This is a genomic window from Marinobacter flavimaris, from assembly GCF_045057155.1.
Classification (GTDB): Bacteria; Pseudomonadota; Gammaproteobacteria; order Pseudomonadales; family Oleiphilaceae; genus Marinobacter; species Marinobacter manganoxydans.
Genome location: NZ_CP171359.1, coordinates 3,878,835 through 3,896,377, shown reverse-complemented (window position 1 = coordinate 3,896,377; position 17,543 = coordinate 3,878,835). Strand labels below are relative to the sequence as shown.

The following is a 17,543-nucleotide window of genomic DNA, read 5'->3' as shown; positions in this document are numbered from 1 at the left end:
TTGCCCGGGTCAATCAGAACCAGGTGGTCAATCCGCCGCCCCGATAGGATCAGCATAGGTTCCGTGCCGGCGCGCACGCCACTCGCGGAACTGCTCCAGCCAGGACAGCAACGCCGGTATGACCAACAGGACCAGCAAAGTCGATAGCCCGAGGCCAAAGGCAATTGAGGTGGCCATGGGGATCAGGAACTGGGCCTGCAGGGACGTTTCGAACATCAGCGGCAATAGCCCGCCGATGGTGGTCAGGGAAGTCAACATAACCGCACGAACCCGCTGTACCGCGGCCTCGTTAAGCGCATCGGTGATTCCCAGGCCCTTTTTCCGCTGCTGGTTGTAGAAAGCTACGAGGATGATGGCGTTATTGACCACAATCCCGGAAAGACCAAACAACCCGAAGAGGGAAAGAATGGTCAGTTGCAGCCCCATCAGCCAGTGCCCCAGCAACGCGCCCACCAGGGCGAACGGGATGATGGCCATAACGATCAGCGGCAGGCTCCAGGAGGCAAACACCCACGCAAGCACCACGTACATCAGCGCCAACCCGATAACCAGTCCGGTTTGCATGTCTCCCAGGGTCTCCCTCTGGTCGGCCGCACGGCCCTCGAAGCTGTAACGCACATTGTAGCGACTGGCGATATCCGGCAGTGCGTCTGCTTCAAGGCTGGTCAGAATCTGGTCGGTGGTGCTGACCCGGGTGTTCAGCCCAGAGGTGACTTCAACCGCCAACCGGCCCTCGGCGTGTCGCAGGGCCTGGAAGCCCTGACGGTGGTCCAGGTTCATGACCTGGGTCAGGGGAACAAAGCGACCGTCCGGCACCCGCACGGTGATTCGGGAGAGCGTCGACAAGCGCTCCCGCTGATCCTTGGGCAGTTGCACGCGAACTTCGACTTCATCCCGGCCATCCTGGTAGATCTGGGCGATCCGGCCGTCGAAGGCAGCCCTGAGCTGGCGCCCGAGATCGGAGGTGGTCAATCCGAGTGCCTCGCCATAGGCGCTGACCTGGTAAAGCAGCTGCTCCCTGCCCCACGGCATGTCATCCTCAACGTCCAGCACACCGGGCAGCGTCGAGAGCGCCTGCCCCAGTTCATCCGCGGCACGCTTCAGATTCTCCGCGTTGTCGCCGGTCAAACGCACATTCACATCCCGGCCCGGCGGCCCGGCCTGACGTTCGGAAATCGTCAGATTGTCCAGCCCGGCCGGTGTCTCCAGACGGCTGCGCCACTCCGTGATAAATTCCGGATTACGAACCGAACGGCGATCGGAGGGCACCAGTTCGATCATCATCGAACCCAGTTCATCGCCGCTACGGGAACTGCCCTCGGCACCCTGGGTTGCGCCCCGGGTAGTGACTGCATGCAAAATGAAATCACCACCAAGCGCCTCTTCGGTCTCATTGAGCGTTCGCTGCATCTGGGTCAGGAACTCCTCAACGGTGCCGCGATCCGTTCCGGCCACAAAGCTGGCATTGGCGTAGAAGACCGAAGGCTCCGGTGTTGGGAAAAAGTTGAATCCGAGCCGGCCACCGGCCAGCAGACCGACCGTTACGATTGCCAGGGCCACCGCGCTCGCCACGGTAGCCCCCCGGTGTTCCAGGCTATACCGAGAGAACCGGCGAAACCGGCCTTCCCGGAAACGGTCGAAACGCTGCTCGAACCCCCGCCGGAAGCGCTCCACGGGACCCGGTGCTTTTGGCTCGGGTTCTGCCTCTCCCGCTTTTTTCTTACGTCTGGGCACGAAGGCATGACGCAAGTGCGCCGGCAATACGATGAAACACTCAAGCAGGGACGCGACCAGAACGCAGATCATCACCAGCGGAATATCGCCCAGAATGTTGCCAATGACACCGCCCACCACGAGCAGGGGCATAAAGGCCGCAACCGTCGTGAGAGACGAGGCCAGCACGGGCCACACCATACGTTTGGCAGCCCCTTCCGAGGCGTAGATGGATTCCTCGCCCATGCGGGAGTGGGCGTCGGCATCCTCGCCCACCACAATGGCATCGTCGACGATCACCCCCAACGCCATGATCAGGGCGAACAGGGAGATCATGTTGATGGAACCCCCAATCAGCCAGAGAACCGCCATGGCCGCCAGGAACGCCGTCGGAATACCCACAGCCACCCACATGGCAACCCGACCGGGGAGAAACAGGTAAAGCAGGCATACCACCAGAACCAGGCCACCCAGCCCGTTGTTCACCAGTAGGGAGATACGATCATCCAGAAGCTGCCAGGTCTCATCGTACACCTCCAGCTTTACCGTCGGCGGCAGCACCGGCCGGGTATCGGCCAGCCAGGTTTCCAGTACCTGGGCCGCTGCCAGCGAATTGCCGTTTTCCGATCGCTGCAGCTGGAGTTCAACGGCCGGCTTGCCGTCCTTCTCGAGGGTCACCTGGCTCTCGCGGGCCTCCTGCCGGATAATCGCCACATCGCCCAGATTGAGCTGGATCCGCTCACCACTGAGCACCGGAATGTTCTCGAATTCCTGGGGGCTTCGGCGCTGTTCCACGGCCCGAAGTTCCCGGGTCGCATCCTGCTGCGCCATCATGCCGGCAGGCAGATCCCGGGAGATGGCGGCCACGCGCTCGGCAATCTGCTCCAGTGACAGCCCCAGTGCTTCCAGCCGCTCAACCGGCACATCAATGCTGATCTGCTGCTCCGGCAGGCCGCGGATCGAAACCCGGTCAATGCCACGCTGGAGCAGTTCATCTTCAAAACGGTAGGTCATCTGCCGCAGCTCACTGCGGTCTACATCGCCGTACACCAGCAACCGGGCCACCGGCTCGTAGCGTTCAATGCGGGTTACCTGGGGTTCCTCCGCCTCCGCCGGGAAATTGGTGAATTCATCCACCTGCTGGCGTACGTCGTCCAGGGCCTGGATCGGATTGGTGCCTTCCTCGAATTCGAGGGTTATGGAGGAAACCCCCTGGGCCGAGGTGGAGGTCATTTTTTTCAGGCCATCGACGCTGCGCAGGCGCTGCTCCAGAGGGTTGGTAATGCCCTGCTCCACGTCTTCGGCGGACGCACCACTCCAGACCACCCGGACACTGACCACGTCCAGGGCAAAGGTGGGGAAGAACTGGATGTTCATGCGGGTCAGAGCCAGCACACCACCGAGCAGCATCACCAGCATGACCAGGTTGGCAGCAACCCGGTGATGAACGAAAAAGCCGATGACGCCCTTTTTCCGCCTCATTGAGATGCCACTCCGGAATCTGCCACATCCACCTTGAGGCCGGTGACAGCGTTGGGCAGATGCGTCGTAATCAGTTGCGCGCCAGATACCAGGGCTTCACCGGATACCAGCAGACGGCGCTCACCATTGCTGCCCCGGGCCTCGCCAATACGTTCTATTCGGGCGCGCTGCATCCGGCCGTCTGAAGACATCAGGTAAACGCTGTCGGCGCCATAAAGAGCACTGAACGGAATCGACACGGTATTGCTCCGTGCCGCCCGTTCAAGCGTGACGGGCATTAAACCGCCCGGACGGATCCCACGGGGATCCCCCTGCAGTTCGAGAATGGCTTCGGTTCCGGACGGATCACTGGTTCCGGCAAACCGGGCAAGCTGAAACCGGTGCTGATCTCCGGCACTGGTGGCAATCAGTGTTTCCCGCCGCTGCAGGGCATCCAGAAGTTCGCCCCGGAACATCTCCGGCACCCTGGCCCTGAGTTCCAGACCATCAACGGGGTAGAGCGACAACAGAGGTTCATTACGGCTGACCTGGTCACCTTCGGCCACGCGGATGTCGGTCGCCATGCCGTCAAAAGGCGCCGTCATAAGGGCCCGTTCGGCATCCCGTCGGGTGCTGAGCAGGTTTGCCTCTGCCTGGGCGAGTTTCGCCTGAAGGCTCTGCAGCCGCGCCGGATGCTCTTCGATTGCCCGTTGCCTGGCATTTACCGTCAGCTCTGCTCTGGCCGCGGCGTCCGTGGCCGCTTCCAGTGCCTCGCGGGAAGCCAGGTTGCGATTCACCAACGACCGGGTACGCTCCAGCTTCCGCCGGGCGTTTTCCAGAATGGCCTGTTCGCTGGCCAGCGCCGTCTGATCATTCCGGTACCGGACCTGCTCCGATCGGATCTGGGCTTCAAGGTCTTTGACCTGTGCTTCGGCCTGGGCCAGCGCAGGCTGGATATCGGCATCGTCCAGTGCCACCAGAAGCTCGCCCTCCTTGACCCGCCGCCCCTCGGTCACGGGCCGCGTACCGATTCGACCGGCCAGGGTTGCTGTCACCGTCAGTTGCTCCGGGGCCAGTACTTCGCCATACAGGGGCAGCACCGGGGTATGCGTGCCCGGCTCAATTTCCTGAACCTGGACACGCCAACTGCGCTCGGTGGCACTGACCTCTGCAGGCTCCGGGCGGGTCATTTTGAGAATCATGAAACCGGCGATACCGACGGCGAGAATCAACAGGGGAATCAGTCTTTTGGACATTACTTGCAGGCCAGCTAAGGTAAATAAAGCCCATTGGGCTGTCGGGTTCAGACTACTATACAATCAGGGCTCGTTTTCGGATCGGACAAGCCGAATTCCTGCGTCAATTTTACGCAGTGTTTTTTCAGTCATGGCAACGGAGAGCATCATTGTTGGCAGCAGAACACCATGTCAATCTTCTCAACGCAACGCTCATTAACGGGCTGATCGTTGCCGTTGTGGTGCTGATCCATCACGAAGTGCTCCTGAATTTAAGCAGCCTTCTGTCGAGAATGCGCCAGAGCCACCGTTTCCGACTGATCGCTGCCGTCTTCGGCATTCTTGCCGCTCACACCCTCCAGGTCTGGATCTTTGCCAGTGCCTTCTATTTCATGCACCACGCCGAGGGCTGGGGCCATTTAACCGGCAATTTCAGCGGCAGCATCCTGGACTGCGCCTACTTTTCCTTCACCACCTTCACGACTCTTGGCTACGGCGATATCGAACCTTTCGGTATTCTGCGCTTTCTCACCGGCATAGAGGCGCTGGCCGGACTGGTTCTGATCACCTGGAGCGCCTCTTTCCTGTTCGTGGAAATGCAGCGCTACTGGCCGACTCGTTGAGGACCCCCTGCACCCTAGACTTTAGTCTAAGGTAGACGGCTACATTGCCGGATTTCTGATCTAATGGCCGGAGCTTGCAGCATGTGCAACCACTTTGTACACATCACTCCAGTGCACCGGATGCCCAGACCAGACCCATGGAAAGCTATACGGAATCACAGAAGCACCTTGCCCGTCCGTACCGCAAAGCGGTGTTAAAAACGCTGCTGATACTGACCGCCGTCAGTGGCCTGCTTTTCTTTATGCTCAACATGCAGAGAGGGAACTACCCCCTGGCCTTTGCCGAGATTGGCATGGCGTGCTACTCGGTTTTCATTTTCTGGGCAATCGGAAACACCAAACACCTGGAACGATGGATCCTGGCGTTTATCCTGCCCTTTTGCATCACCATGATGTTCGCGCTCACGTCTCCCCGGGCGACAACAACCGTATTCGCCTGGGTTCTGTTAATTCCCATCCTTTCTCACCTTCTGATGGGGCGGCGGCTGGGTCTTCTGGTATCAGCCGTGTTCATGGTTACGGCGGCAGTGATTTTCTTCTTCAAATTCCACGATGCGCCGGAGCTGATGCAGCCGCTTCCGATTGCCAACATGGGGCTGATGTCCCTGACCATTCTGGCCTTCTCCCATATTTACGAGATCACCCGGGAGCAATCCGAATCGCGCCTGCTGAAAATGGCCCAGACCGATGCGCTGACAGGTCTCGCCAACCGCGCACGCCTGAGCGACGTTTTCGAGCAGGAGCGCAAGCGCAGCCTCCGCAACGGAACCCCGCTGTCCATGCTGGTGCTGGACCTGGACCACTTCAAACAGGTCAATGATCAGCATGGTCACGAGGCGGGCGACCGGGCGCTCAGGCATGTTGCCGGCACACTGCGGGCATCGCTGAGAGCAACCGATCTTGCCACACGACTGGGCGGTGAAGAGTTCGCCATTCTGCTCACCAACACCACCGCAGACCAGGCTCATCGGGTGGCCGAAAAGATCCGGAATGAGATCGAGTCAAACCCCGTGTCCTATCAGGACCAGGCCATCAGGCTCACCATCAGCGGCGGCATTGCCCAGTTTGGTCCGGACGGCGCCGACCTTCGCAGCCTGATCGGCCGTGCCGACGAGTACCTCTATAACGCCAAGGACGCGGGGCGGAACCGGATCATCAGTTCCGACAGCGTCCTGGTGCCATGCCAGGCGTAAACACCCCGCGTCACACCCACTTGCAGCGCGCCAGGGTGTAATACAGCAGGGGCACCACCAGCACGGTCAGTAACGTGGACATGGCCAGACCGAACACCAGGGATATCGCCAGGCCGTTGAAAATCGGATCGTTCAGGATGAAGTAAGCCCCCACCATCGCCGAAATCGCCGTCAGGGCGATGGGCTTGATGCGCACCGCGCCGGCCAGGACCACCGCTTCGTCCAGTTCGACACCCTCCTCAATGAGCTGCCGAATAAACACCACCAACAGGATGGAATTGCGCACGATGATGCCGGCCAGGGCAATCATGCCGATCATGCTGGTGGCGGTAAATTCCCGCCCCAGAAGGGCATGGCCGGGCATGATGCCGATCATCGTCAGGGGAATGGGCGCCATGATCACCAGCGGCAGAATATAGGAGCGGAACTGGGCCACCAGCAACACGAAGATCATGAACACGCCCACGCTGTAGGCGGCGCCCATATCCCGGAAGGTCTCGTAAGTAATCTGCCATTCACCGTCCCATTTCAGGGTGCCTTTTTCCGGCAACGGGGGCTGATCGATGAAATACTGCTCTGGCGCTCCCTCCTGCTGGTTCAGGCGCTCCACCATGGCAAACATGCCGTACAGCGGCGAATCGACCTCTCCTGCCATATCCGCCGTCACGTAGGTCACCGGCAGCAAATCCTTGTGGTAAATCGCGCCCATCCAGTCGGCCTCGCGAACGTCGGCAATACTCGCCAGCGGGACGAGGTTGCCATCACGACTTCGCACGTTCAGGGATAACAATACCGAGGGCTGGGCCTTGTCACCTTCGCTCAGAATCACACGAATTGGAACAGGGTACTTGGCATGGTCATCGTGCAGGAAGCTGACACTGGTACCGCCCAGGGCCGTCTGGAGGGCACCGACCACCTGGGCCTGGGACACGCCAAGCCTTGCCGCGCGGTCCCGATCCACAACCACTTCCCATTGTCGTGTGGGCGCTTCCAGCGTGGTATCGATATCCACCAGGCCATCCACCTCGGTCATGCCCTCGGCCACCTGGCGGGCCAGTTCCGCCCGGCGGGTTTCATCCACCGCGTAGATTTCCGCCACCACGGGTGACAGTACTGGCGGGCCAGGCGGAACCTCAACAATCTTGACGCTGGCACCGTACTGCTTACCGATCTCGGTCAGCGGCCCCCGCAGGGATTGGGCAATGGCGTGGGACTGCCGTTCCCGGTCCTCCTCATGAATCAGATTGACCTGGATATCGCCATGGTAAGGGTCGCCACGCAAGTAGTATTGCCTGACCAGACCGTTGAAATTGATCGGCGACGCGGTGCCGGCGTAGGTCTGCCAGTTGGCCACCTCATCCACCGTTTCCAGGTAGCTGCCCATTTCCATCAACACCCGCTGGGTCTGCTCCATGGGCGTGCGCTCGGGCATATCCACTACCACCTGCAACTCGGACTTGTTGTCGAACGGCAGCATCTTCAGGATCACCGCCTGGAACACCGGCAGCGAGGTTGCAGCGAGAGTCAGACCCACCACACCCAGCGCCAGCACACGACGCCGCCAGGGATGATCCCCCAGGAACGGCCCGAGCACGGTCCGGAAAATCCGCAGGGACACCGGGCTGACGCCATCGGCAGAGCTGGAAGCCTCCTCGGCTTCGGCGGCCTGCTCACCCTTCTTGTGCTTGAGCAACCGGAACGCCAGCCAGGGCGCCACCACAAAGGCAACAATCTGGGACAGCACCATACCGGCCGAGGCGTTGATCGGAATCGGGCTCATGTAGGGGCCCATCAGGCCACTGACAAAGGCCATCGGAATCAGGGCCGCCATGATGGTGAGGCTGGCCATAATGGTGGGGGTGCCCACCTCGTCCACTGCAACGGGAATAATGTCCTTCACCGCCCGCCGGGTGTTCTGGATCCGCCGGTTGATGTTCTCGGTGATCACGATGCCGTCGTCCACCAGAATGCCGATGGAGAAGATCAGCGCAAACAGGGAGACGCGGTTCAGGGTGAAGCCCCAGGCCCAGGAAAACACCAGGGTCAGCAGCAGAGTGATCAGCACCGCAATGCCGACAATCAGCGCCTGGCGCCAGCCCATGGCCGCCAGCACCAGCAACACAACGCAGAGGGTGGCGGAGATCAGATCGGTTATCAGTTTGCGGGCTTTCTGGGAGGCGGTCACACCATAGTCACGGGTCACCAGAACCTCCACAGATTCCGGCAGTGCCCGGTTGCGTAATTGCTCCAGACGCTCTTCAATGGCCGTGGTGATGTTGATGGCGTTCTCGCCCGGCTTCTTGGCAATGGCCAGGGTCACCGCGGGGTAAACCTCACCGGGCCGGCCGGCCTGGCCGTCCTTGTGGGCCGGCCCGAATCCGGTCATCACACTCTGGTCCACCACGGTGCCACCGCGGCTGACATCCGCCACATCTTCCAGGTACACCGCTGCGCCGTTGTGCATACCCACCACCAGGCGCCGGACATCCTCCACGGTTTCCAGAAGCGTTCCGGCCTGGACCGGTATCGACAGGTTATCCCGGGTAATCCGGGCCTCCTGGCTGCTGGTGTTGGCCGCCGCCAGGGCGTTACGGACATCGTCGATGGTGAGATTGAACCCCGCCAGCAACGCCGGATCGAACCGGATATCCACGCGATCCGGAATGCCACCGGTGGTATAGACATCCCGGGTACCGGGAACCCGTTTCAGGGCGACTTCCAGCATGTGCGCCAGACGGGTCAGCTCCTCACCCGTGTGGCCGTTGACCGGATCGTAGAGGGTCAGGGTCATCACCGGCACATCATCGATGCCCTTGGGCTTGATCACCGGCTGGGTCGCGCCCAGATCGGGCGGCAACCAGTCCTGGTTGGAGTACACCTGGTTGTACAGCCGCACCAGGGCTTCCTGCCGTGGAATACCCACCTCGAACTGCACCGTGATCACGGCCTGGCCCTGGCGGGATACCGAATAGACGTGTTCGACGCCTTTGATCTCACTCATCACCTGTTCGGCGGGCGTGGCAATCGCGCTTTCCACCTCCCGGGTGCTGGCGCCGGGAAAGGCCACCATGATATCGGCCATGGTGACGTCAATCTGGGGCTCTTCTTCTTTGGGCGTGACCACCACGGCCAGGATGCCCAGAATAATTGCCAGAATGGCCAGCAGCGGTGTCAGATGGTTGTTCTGGAAAACCCGGGCGATGGCACCGGATGGACCAACGGGCGGCAAATTACGGCTCACGGGTTCGACTCCTCGCCCGTTCTTTCAAGCGGATTCAGGCGCTCGCTGCCCACCAGTACAGACGGGTTTGTGACTACCCGCTCGCCCTCGCTCAGGCCCGCAAGAATCTCCAGCCGGCCATTGTCCCGCACCCCAGTGCGAACCTGCCTCAGCCTGGGCTGATCCTGATCATCGAGCACAAATACCGCCCTGAGTTCACTGCGTTGAATCAGGCTGCTGGCCGGCACCCACAGGGCCTCCCGGGTGGCAACCGGCACGCTGACTTTCACCAGCATGCCGGGAAACAGGGAACCGTTGGGCTCACTCAGGCGCATGCGCAGGCGGAAAGTATGGGTTTGCGGATTCGCATAGGGATAGAAAGTCATTTCACCGGTTTCCAGCACCCGGCCGTCGGCCAGGGTAACCTGGGCCTGACGCTCCGTACGCGCCAGTTCGGCGTATTTCTGGGGCAGATCGACGACAACCCGAAGCTGTTCCAGAGACAAGCCACTGAGCAGCGGCTGGCCGGGATTGACCGCTTCGCCAACCTCAACGTGGCGTTCGGTCAGGATGCCGCCATAGGGCGCCACCACACGGGTATAGGAAAGCTGCTCCTGCGCCTCGGAAACGGCGGCACTGGCGCGCTCTACCCGGGCCCGGGCAGCGGCCAGGTTGTTGCGGGCCTGATCGAACTCCTGCCGGGATACCAGCCCCCGTTCGTGGACTGCCTCAATCCGGTTAAACCGCTGGCGTGCGTCCACCAGTGCTGCCTCGGCCTCTTCCAGCCCGGCTTGTGCCTGGCGCAAACGGGATCGCTGCTCACTGTCCTCCAGCTGGACAATCAGGTCGCCGGCAGCCACGGAATCATCCACATCAAAGGGCAGGCTCTGAACGGTGCCGCTGGTCTGGGCTGAGACGGTGCTCTGCTGAACGGCTTCGATGATGCCATCGAGGTGCACGGTTTCGTGCAGCTCGTTGCGCTCGACGACCGTTGTCGTCGCCGGTCGGGAAGGCGACGCCTGCTGGCCGAGCGCCGTCTGGGCCAGCAGGCCCAGGGTCACGATCAATCCTGCGGCAGCCATTCGCGACATGGGGCACCTCCGGGAAATTCTGGCTATTAGGTAATAACCAGATATTATCAGGGATCGCACCCGGAAAACACGGCAGGAACAGCTAGCCGGCCGATACGCGGGTGCCCGCGGAGCCGTCAAGGATGGCCACGGCGTCCTGCAGCCGGCCAATGCCACTGACTCCGCCGGCCTCGGCAAAATCGCAGGCGGCCTGCAGTTTCGGGCCCATGGAGCCGGCGGGCATTTCCAGCGCCTGCGCCTCGGCCACGGTCAGCTCGGCAAGCGGCGTCGACTGGTCGGTACCAAAATCGCGATGAACAGCATCCACATCCGTTAACAGGAGCAATGCATCCGCTCCCAGTTGCCGGGCAAGCAACGCACTGGCAGCATCCTTGTCGATAACCGCTTCAATGCCGACCATGCTGCCGTCGTCACGACGCAGCACCGGTATTCCACCGCCGCCGGCGCAAACCACAACCACGCCCTGATCGAGCAACAGTTTCAGTACCCGCATGTCCGGTATTTCCAGCGGTTTCGGCGAGGGCACCACCCGGCGCCATTTGTCACCGTCCGGCGCAATGCTCCAGCCCGCACCGGCTGCCCGGCGCTCAGCCTCCTCGCGGTCATAGACGGGTCCGACAAACTTGGTCGGTTTTTCGAAGGCAGGGTCCTTCGGATCCACCAGGACCTGAGTCAACAAGGTCGCGACCGGCCGGTCATGGCCGAGAGCATTTTCCAGTTCCTGCTCGATCATATAGCCGATCATGCCCTCGGTTTCCGCGCCCAGGACATCCAGCGGGTAAGCCTCATCCGGTTTGTAGGAAGCGCCCTGCAGAGCCAGCAGCCCGACCTGTGGCCCATTGCCATGGGTCACCACAAGATCGTGACCGGCCCGAACGACCGCAGCCAGCGATCGGGCTGCAATCTGCACATTTTTACGCTGGACCTCTGCCGTCAGCGGTTCTCCGCGTTTCAGCAGGGCATTACCCCCCAAAGCTGCCACAACCAGCATGTCAGCCTCCCAGGGTCGCCACGAGAACGGCCTTGATGGTGTGCATGCGGTTCTCGGCCTGATCGAAAACAATCGAAGCGGGGCTTTCGAAGACTTCTTCCGTCACCTCCATGGCGTCGATGCCATAGGTCTCCTGAATCTCCTTCCCCACCACGGTTTCGGTGTTGTGAAAGGCCGGCAGACAATGCATGAATCGAACCCGGGGATTGCCGGTTTTTGCCATAAGGGCGGCATTGACCTGGTAAGGCATCAACAGTTTTATGCGTTCCGCCCATTTTTCCTTTGGCTCACCCATCGACACCCAGACATCGGTGTACACGAAATCGACCCCCGCAACGGCGGCGTCAACATCCTCCGTGATGGTGATGCGGGCTCCGGTTTCAGCCGCCAGCGCCTGGGCCTCCTCCTGAACGGCCTGGCCAGGCCAGCAGGCTTTTGGTGCGCAGAGGCGCACGTCCATGCCCATTTTGGCGCCGCCGATCAGCAGGCTGTCGCCCATGTTGTTGGCAGCATCGCCGATGAACACATACGCCACGTCACGCAGCGGCTTTTCCACATGCTCTTGCATGGTCAGGAAGTCCGCCAGTATCTGGGTGGGGTGAAATTCGTTGGTAAGCCCGTTATAGACCGGCACGCCGGCGTACTGCGCCAGTTCCTCGACAACGGATTGTCCAAAGCCCCGATACTCGATGGCATCGTAGACCCGGCCAAGTACCCGCGCCGTGTCCCTCACCGATTCCTTGTGGCCGATGTGAGTGCCGGTTGGCCCGAGGTAAGTGACCCGCGCGCCCTGATCGAAGGCGGCAACTTCAAACCCGACCCGGGTACGCGTGGAGTTTTTCTCGAAGATCAACGCGATGTCCTTACCCTCGAGCTTGGGGACCTCCGTGCCTGCATACTTGGCGGTCTTCAGATCCGCAGACAACTTCAGCAGAAAACCGATTTCCTTCGGTGTGAAATCCCGCAGCGTCAGAAAATGCCGGTTCTTAAGATTGAATGCCATAACGTTTCTCCTTGGCTATCAGACAGCATCCCGGATGGTCGGGCAACTCATACACCGACCGCCGCCCCGACCCCGGCCCAGCTCGGCACCGGGTATTGCCAGAACCTCGATGCCCGCAGCCGCCAGGGCCGCATTGGTATCGTCGTTACGATCGTAGCCGACAACCACACCGGGGCTCAGGGCCAGCACGTTGTTGCCGTCGTTCCACTGCTCCCGCTCACGCTCTTCGGGCGTGTCGCCACCCGTTGCCACGACCTCCAGAGCCGGGTAGCCCAGAATCTCCGCGACCACCTCGAACAGATGCCGGGAATCCTGATTGAAGGCCAGTGTTTTCGCTCCCTCGCCGGGGCGCAGGTCGTAGCAGATCACGGCATCTGCCACTTCCTTGAAGGCGGTGACCACGTTGCCGCCACAGAAGGTAAACACGGTATCCAGATGCATGGCCGAACGGGTTTTGGGCAACTGGCAGGCAATCACCCGATCCACCATGCCGCCATCAAACAGGGCTTTTGACAGCTGGCCGATGGCCTGAGGCGAGGTTCGCTCGCCCATGCCCACCAGCACCGTTCTGTTGCCCAGCGGCATGACATCCCCACCCTCAAGCGTGGCCAGACCGTGATCCGCCAGAGGATCGCCCCAATGCACCTTAACCTTGCCCGCGAATTTCGGGTGGAATCGGTAGATGGCAGCCATCAGCAGGGTTTCCGGCTTGCGGGCAGCCCAGTACATCGGGTTGAGAGTCACCCCACCATACACCCAGGCGCTGTTGTCCCGGGTGAACAGGAAGTTGGGCAGCGGTGGCAATACGAACCCGAAGCGCCCCAGATGGTTGCCGAACAGACCGACCGGATCAAACGGCAGATCCCCCACCTCCAGACCACCGATCAGGAATTCAGCAAGTGCCTTCTCTGGCAGTTCATCCATCCAGGCCCGCAAATCCGACACCATGCCCACGCCTATGTGGTTCCAGTTGATCCGGTGGTCGAGAATCCAGGCACGGCCTTCGGGAATGGCAAGCGTTTCCGCCAGCAACTCGTTGACGTCCAGAACCTCAACGCCCCGACCACGCATCACGCTGGCAAACACGTCATGATCTTTCTGGGCCTGTTTGACCCAAAAGACATCATCAAACAACAGGGCATCGCAGTTGGATGGGGTCAAACGTCGGTGCGCCAGCCCGGGCCGGCAGATGATGACCTGGCGCAATTTCCCGGTTTCAGAGTGCACTCCAAGTGTGTGTTCAGACATGACAAAGCTCCTTTTGTCGCAGGGTTACAGCGGGGGTCACAAAAGTGTGCCGACGCTGATAACCACAGTGATAAACACGGTCAGAATAAGCAGCAAGGGCCAGATAAAGGCCAGCCAGCGATCGTAGGACACGCGCCCGATGGCAAGGCCGCCAACCACCACCGCGAAGGTGGGGTTGATCAGGTTCACCAGACCGTTGGCAGACTGATAGGCAGTTACCACCAGATCCCGCCCGACGTTGGCAAAATCCGCCAGCGGCGCGAGGATCGGCATGGACAGGACGGCCAGGCCAGAGGACGACGGCACGAAGAAACTCATGCCCACCTCGATCCAGAACATCAGGTTGATAAAGGCCAGTTCCGGCAGGCCACCCAGCGAGGTTTCGGCGCTGTGGAGGATGGTATCGGCAATCATGCCCTGCTCCATGATCACCACGATGCCGCGGGCAAGGCCGACCACCAGGGCAACCCCGAGCAGATCCCGGGCGCCATCGACAAAACTGCCGGTCAGTTTCTTTTCGCCCAGTCGTGCAATGATGCCGATCACAATGGCTGCACCAAAGAACAGAGAGCCCATCCGGGCCATCCACCAGCCCTGGGATGACACACCCCAGATCATCACGGCAAAGGTCAGGGCAAAGATAACCAGGGCAATAATCTGGGTGGTTGTCAGGGTGGCGCTGTGAATCTCCTGGTCACCTCCCTGCAGAAACAGTTTCTTGTGCGCTGCCCATTGCTTTGCCACCACCGAGCGCGAGGGGTCGGTTTTTACGCGATGGGCATATCGCATAACGTAGCCGATACAGATCAACAGGCCGCCGATCAGCAGAATAAAACGCAGCACGATGCCGTCGGTGAACGGTATTCCAGCAGCATTGGCTGCAATCACCGTGGCGAACGGGTTGATGGTTGAACCCAACACGCCGATCCCCGCTCCGATCAGGATGATGGCAACGCCTGTAACGGCGTCGTAGCCGGCCGCAAGTATCACGGGAATCAGAATGGCGTAAAAAGCCAGGGTCTCCTCTGCCATGCCGTAGGTGGTGCCACCGATGGCGAAGAGCACCATCAGTATCGGAATCATCCAGATCTCATGGCCTTTCAGATGCCGCATCGCGCTGCGAATGCCGGTATCAATAGCTCCGGTCGCATTCATCACACCGAGGAAACCACCCAGGAACAGTATAAACATGGCGACATCGATGGCATTGGCAACGTAACTGTCGGGGTCGTAGAACCCGGCTGTGGGTGCCATCAGGACATCAACGAACCCCTGGGGATTCGGATCAACGGTCTGGTAGGTGCCCGGAACTGCCACTTCCCGACCAACCTCTTCATTCATGGCGCGCTCGTACTGCCCGGCCGGAATAAGCCAGGTCAGCGCGGCCACCAGAATAATCAGGCCGAAAAGAATGGTGTAGGCGGTGGGGAATCGGGAAGCAAGGTCGGTTTCAGGGTTTTCTGGCAATTTTTCGTCTTCAGTCACGATGCGTCTCCTTTCGTGAATCGCATTGTGCAGACAGGTTCCTTCCGGGAACCTCAAGAAGCCAAACACAGCCTCAGCGGCTGATGGCCACTGGTTCAGATCTGCATCAGGCCAGCATAGTGCAGCCCGCCGCTTCCTGAATTGAGATAGCGCAATTTTTAATCAACCATAAAAAAGCCCCGGGTGGAGGAGTTGTTTCCACTCGGGGCAAGAATGTCACCCGCCGGCTATGAGAAGCGGGTAACCGCCATGCAAGGTCTTACCACCTGGCTGTCAGTGCGGCACGCAGGGTCCTGCCAGGCTCATTAACTCTTACGGCTTCGGGGTTGAATGGATCAGTATTGGCCCTGCTAACATGGGGCGCCCATGTATTGTCGAACAGGTTATCCACTGCCCAGCTGATGCTCAGATAGTCGGCGAGCGGGTGGCTCCCGGACAGGTTCAGCACGCCGTAGCCTGGCGAGGTGCCGGGATCCTGGCCGGATTCCAGGTCCACCCGGTCCTGTCGGCGGGCCAGCACCCACTCCAGTTCAACGCCATGGCCCATGTGCTGCCAGCCAAGGGTCTGAATAAACTGCACCGGCGGAATCTGCGGCAGGGGTTTGTTTTCGTCACGGTTTTCACCTCGTACCGAGGCCAGACTGCTGTTAGTGCTCCAGGTGCCGTTGCTCCACCCAAGCTGAGCCTCAACACCCATCAGCCGCGCATCGATATTGCGGTAGACGCTGACCTGATCCACATTGCGCGTGCGCAGGACGAAGTCATCCACCTGATCCACCCACACGGCCGGGCGCCAGTGCCAGCCGTTGCTCTGGCCAGGCATCGCCACTTCCACCTTGCGATGCGTCTCAGGGTCGAGAGAAGGGTTGCCTACCCAGCGTCTTGCCGGATCCATGTTGTTCCAGCTGGCAATGTAGCGTTCAGTCACGCCCGGGCTGCGGACGCTATGGCTTGCCGTAACCACCAGCGACTGGATGGGGGAAAACCGCCAATCGCTGCTTACAAAGCCACTGAAGTTGTCATCGCTCGCATCGGTGTTGGTAGTGCCGTAGATCGCCTCGTAGGCATCGGCGGCAGACATGGCCATCATGCCACTACCAAACACCTGATCGGCGGCCCCAGCGGACATTTCCACGCGATCGTAGCGCACGCCACCACCCAGTTTTAACGCCGGGGTTACCCGGTAGAAGCGCTCAGCGAAGAGGCCGAAACGGTCTCGATCCACGTCGGGCCAGAGTACCGACGTCAGCGTATCCAGATTCGCGCCGCCAAACCGTTCGGCGTGCCAGTTATTGGTCTCGACATCCGCACCAATGGCCCAGTCTGTTCTGGCATCCGGACTCTGATCCAGGGTCAGACGGAGGCCCCGGGTTTCGGTCTCGGAATCGGTCAGCATTTTCATCATGGACTCACGGAGACTGAAATTATCCATGATGTGATCAACATCGGCCTGCCAGGCCAGCAGGTTCCAGTTGCCGTTGGCCACGGGCGAGCCCAGCTCCAGTCGCATGATGTCGGTATCGGTTTTCGGCGCATCCATGCCGGAGCCGGCGTATTTCACGTCCCGCTCCTCCTGACGGCTTACCAGGCCTTTGATATAGAACCCGTTATCCGCCTTCCACGCGGCATCGAGGCGGGCCTCAGAGTTCTTGTAGGCGCTGCGCACTTCGTTGCCATCGCCGTCCTCGTAATCGTCCGCCTCGTCGTAACCGCCTGCGAGCCGAAGCCAGGCACTGTCACTCCCCACTGCGGCACTGCCATTGACCAGTTTGCCATTGCCGTTGTCCGCGCCGCCCACCGTCAAATGACCTGTGGTGGCGGAATCATCGAAGACAGGCGCTGCTGTGGTGGCAATAATCTGGCCACCGGTGATCGGGCCCCAGCGAAGGGTCTGGTTACTGGTGCGCAGCTCGAGCAAGGGCGCCAGTGCCGAACTCAGGCGACTGGTTGGGGGATCCATGCGATTCGGGCAGGCCCCTTCAACGCGAATACCGTCCAGAAGCACATCCACCCGCTCCTGGCTTTGACCACGAATCACCGGTTCCAGGCCGCGACCTCCCATTCGGGAGAGCGACACTGACGGATCAGAGGACAAACGTTCAACGGGCTCTGAAGCCAACGTACTCGAGGCCTCTTCTATGCTCTGCCCCTCAGTAACATGAATGACCGGCAAGTCGGGAGAACTCTCCTGGGCCAACACTCCGGCGGGCAAGGAAACCAATCCCGCAGCACACAATCCGATGAAACGCGTTCCAATTACCGTCGCCATACAACCTCATC

11 protein-coding genes are annotated in these 17,543 nt (G+C 60.7%); 2 read left to right on the top strand and 9 right to left on the bottom strand.

Going from position 1 to position 17,543, the window contains the following annotated elements:
• Window positions 1–27 precede the first annotated feature (27 nt).
• Both ACGK9W_RS18150 and ACGK9W_RS18145 read right to left on the bottom strand, forming a co-directional pair.
• Window positions 28–3,195, bottom strand: a complete 3,168-nt coding sequence (locus tag ACGK9W_RS18150; protein WP_136630681.1) for an efflux RND transporter permease subunit — start codon at window positions 3,193–3,195, stop codon at window positions 28–30.
• Entirely contained in the window at window positions 3,192–4,430 is a 1,239-nt protein-coding gene (locus tag ACGK9W_RS18145) for an efflux RND transporter periplasmic adaptor subunit (protein WP_405417958.1), read from the bottom strand. The genes ACGK9W_RS18150 and ACGK9W_RS18145 overlap by 4 nt, the downstream gene beginning before the upstream one ends.
• A 152-nt stretch (window positions 4,431–4,582) precedes the next feature.
• Between ACGK9W_RS18145 and ACGK9W_RS18140 the strand changes: the two genes are divergently transcribed.
• Entirely contained in the window at window positions 4,583–5,032 is a 450-nt protein-coding gene (locus ACGK9W_RS18140; RefSeq protein WP_136630730.1) for a potassium channel family protein, read from the top strand.
• A 137-nt stretch (window positions 5,033–5,169) separates the two neighbouring features.
• A complete protein-coding gene (locus tag ACGK9W_RS18135; protein ID WP_069182641.1) occupies window positions 5,170–6,225 on the top strand; it encodes a GGDEF domain-containing protein in 1,056 nt (351 codons plus the stop codon).
• Between the two features lie 10 nt (window positions 6,226–6,235).
• Here ACGK9W_RS18135 and ACGK9W_RS18130 read toward each other — a convergent pair whose 3' ends face one another.
• The 7 genes from ACGK9W_RS18130 to ACGK9W_RS18100 all read right to left on the bottom strand — a co-directional run bounded on the left by ACGK9W_RS18130 (window position 6,236) and on the right by ACGK9W_RS18100 (window position 17,532).
• On the bottom strand, window positions 6,236–9,466 hold the full coding sequence (locus ACGK9W_RS18130) for an efflux RND transporter permease subunit (RefSeq protein WP_405417956.1): 3,231 nt from the start codon (window positions 9,464–9,466) through the stop codon (window positions 6,236–6,238).
• A complete protein-coding gene (locus ACGK9W_RS18125; RefSeq protein ID WP_405417954.1) occupies window positions 9,463–10,536 on the bottom strand; it encodes an efflux RND transporter periplasmic adaptor subunit in 1,074 nt (357 codons plus the stop codon). Before ACGK9W_RS18125 ends, ACGK9W_RS18130 begins: the two co-directional genes overlap by 4 nt.
• 82 nt (window positions 10,537–10,618) lie before the next feature.
• Window positions 10,619–11,527 carry a carbamate kinase gene (arcC, locus tag ACGK9W_RS18120; RefSeq protein ID WP_153637089.1) on the bottom strand — a complete coding sequence of 303 codons (909 nt, stop codon included), beginning with the start codon at window positions 11,525–11,527 and terminating at the stop codon, window positions 10,619–10,621.
• Between the two features lies 1 nt (window position 11,528).
• Window positions 11,529–12,530: an ornithine carbamoyltransferase gene (locus ACGK9W_RS18115; protein ID WP_136630678.1), complete on the bottom strand. Its 1,002-nt coding sequence runs from the start codon at window positions 12,528–12,530 to the stop codon at window positions 11,529–11,531.
• A gap of 18 nt (window positions 12,531–12,548) precedes the next feature.
• The gene (locus ACGK9W_RS18110; RefSeq protein ID WP_136630677.1) at window positions 12,549–13,778 is read right to left on the bottom strand and encodes an arginine deiminase; all 1,230 of its coding nucleotides are present in this window, start codon (window positions 13,776–13,778) and stop codon (window positions 12,549–12,551) included.
• A 36-nt stretch (window positions 13,779–13,814) separates the two neighbouring features.
• Window positions 13,815–15,263 carry a YfcC family protein gene (locus tag ACGK9W_RS18105; RefSeq protein WP_008177132.1) on the bottom strand — a complete coding sequence of 483 codons (1,449 nt, stop codon included), beginning with the start codon at window positions 15,261–15,263 and terminating at the stop codon, window positions 13,815–13,817.
• Between the two features lie 259 nt (window positions 15,264–15,522).
• Window positions 15,523–17,532 (bottom strand): TonB-dependent receptor domain-containing protein, encoded by a 2,010-nt coding sequence (locus ACGK9W_RS18100; protein ID WP_405417950.1) that lies wholly within the window; start codon window positions 17,530–17,532, stop codon window positions 15,523–15,525.
• Between the last annotated feature and the right edge of the window lie 11 nt (window positions 17,533–17,543).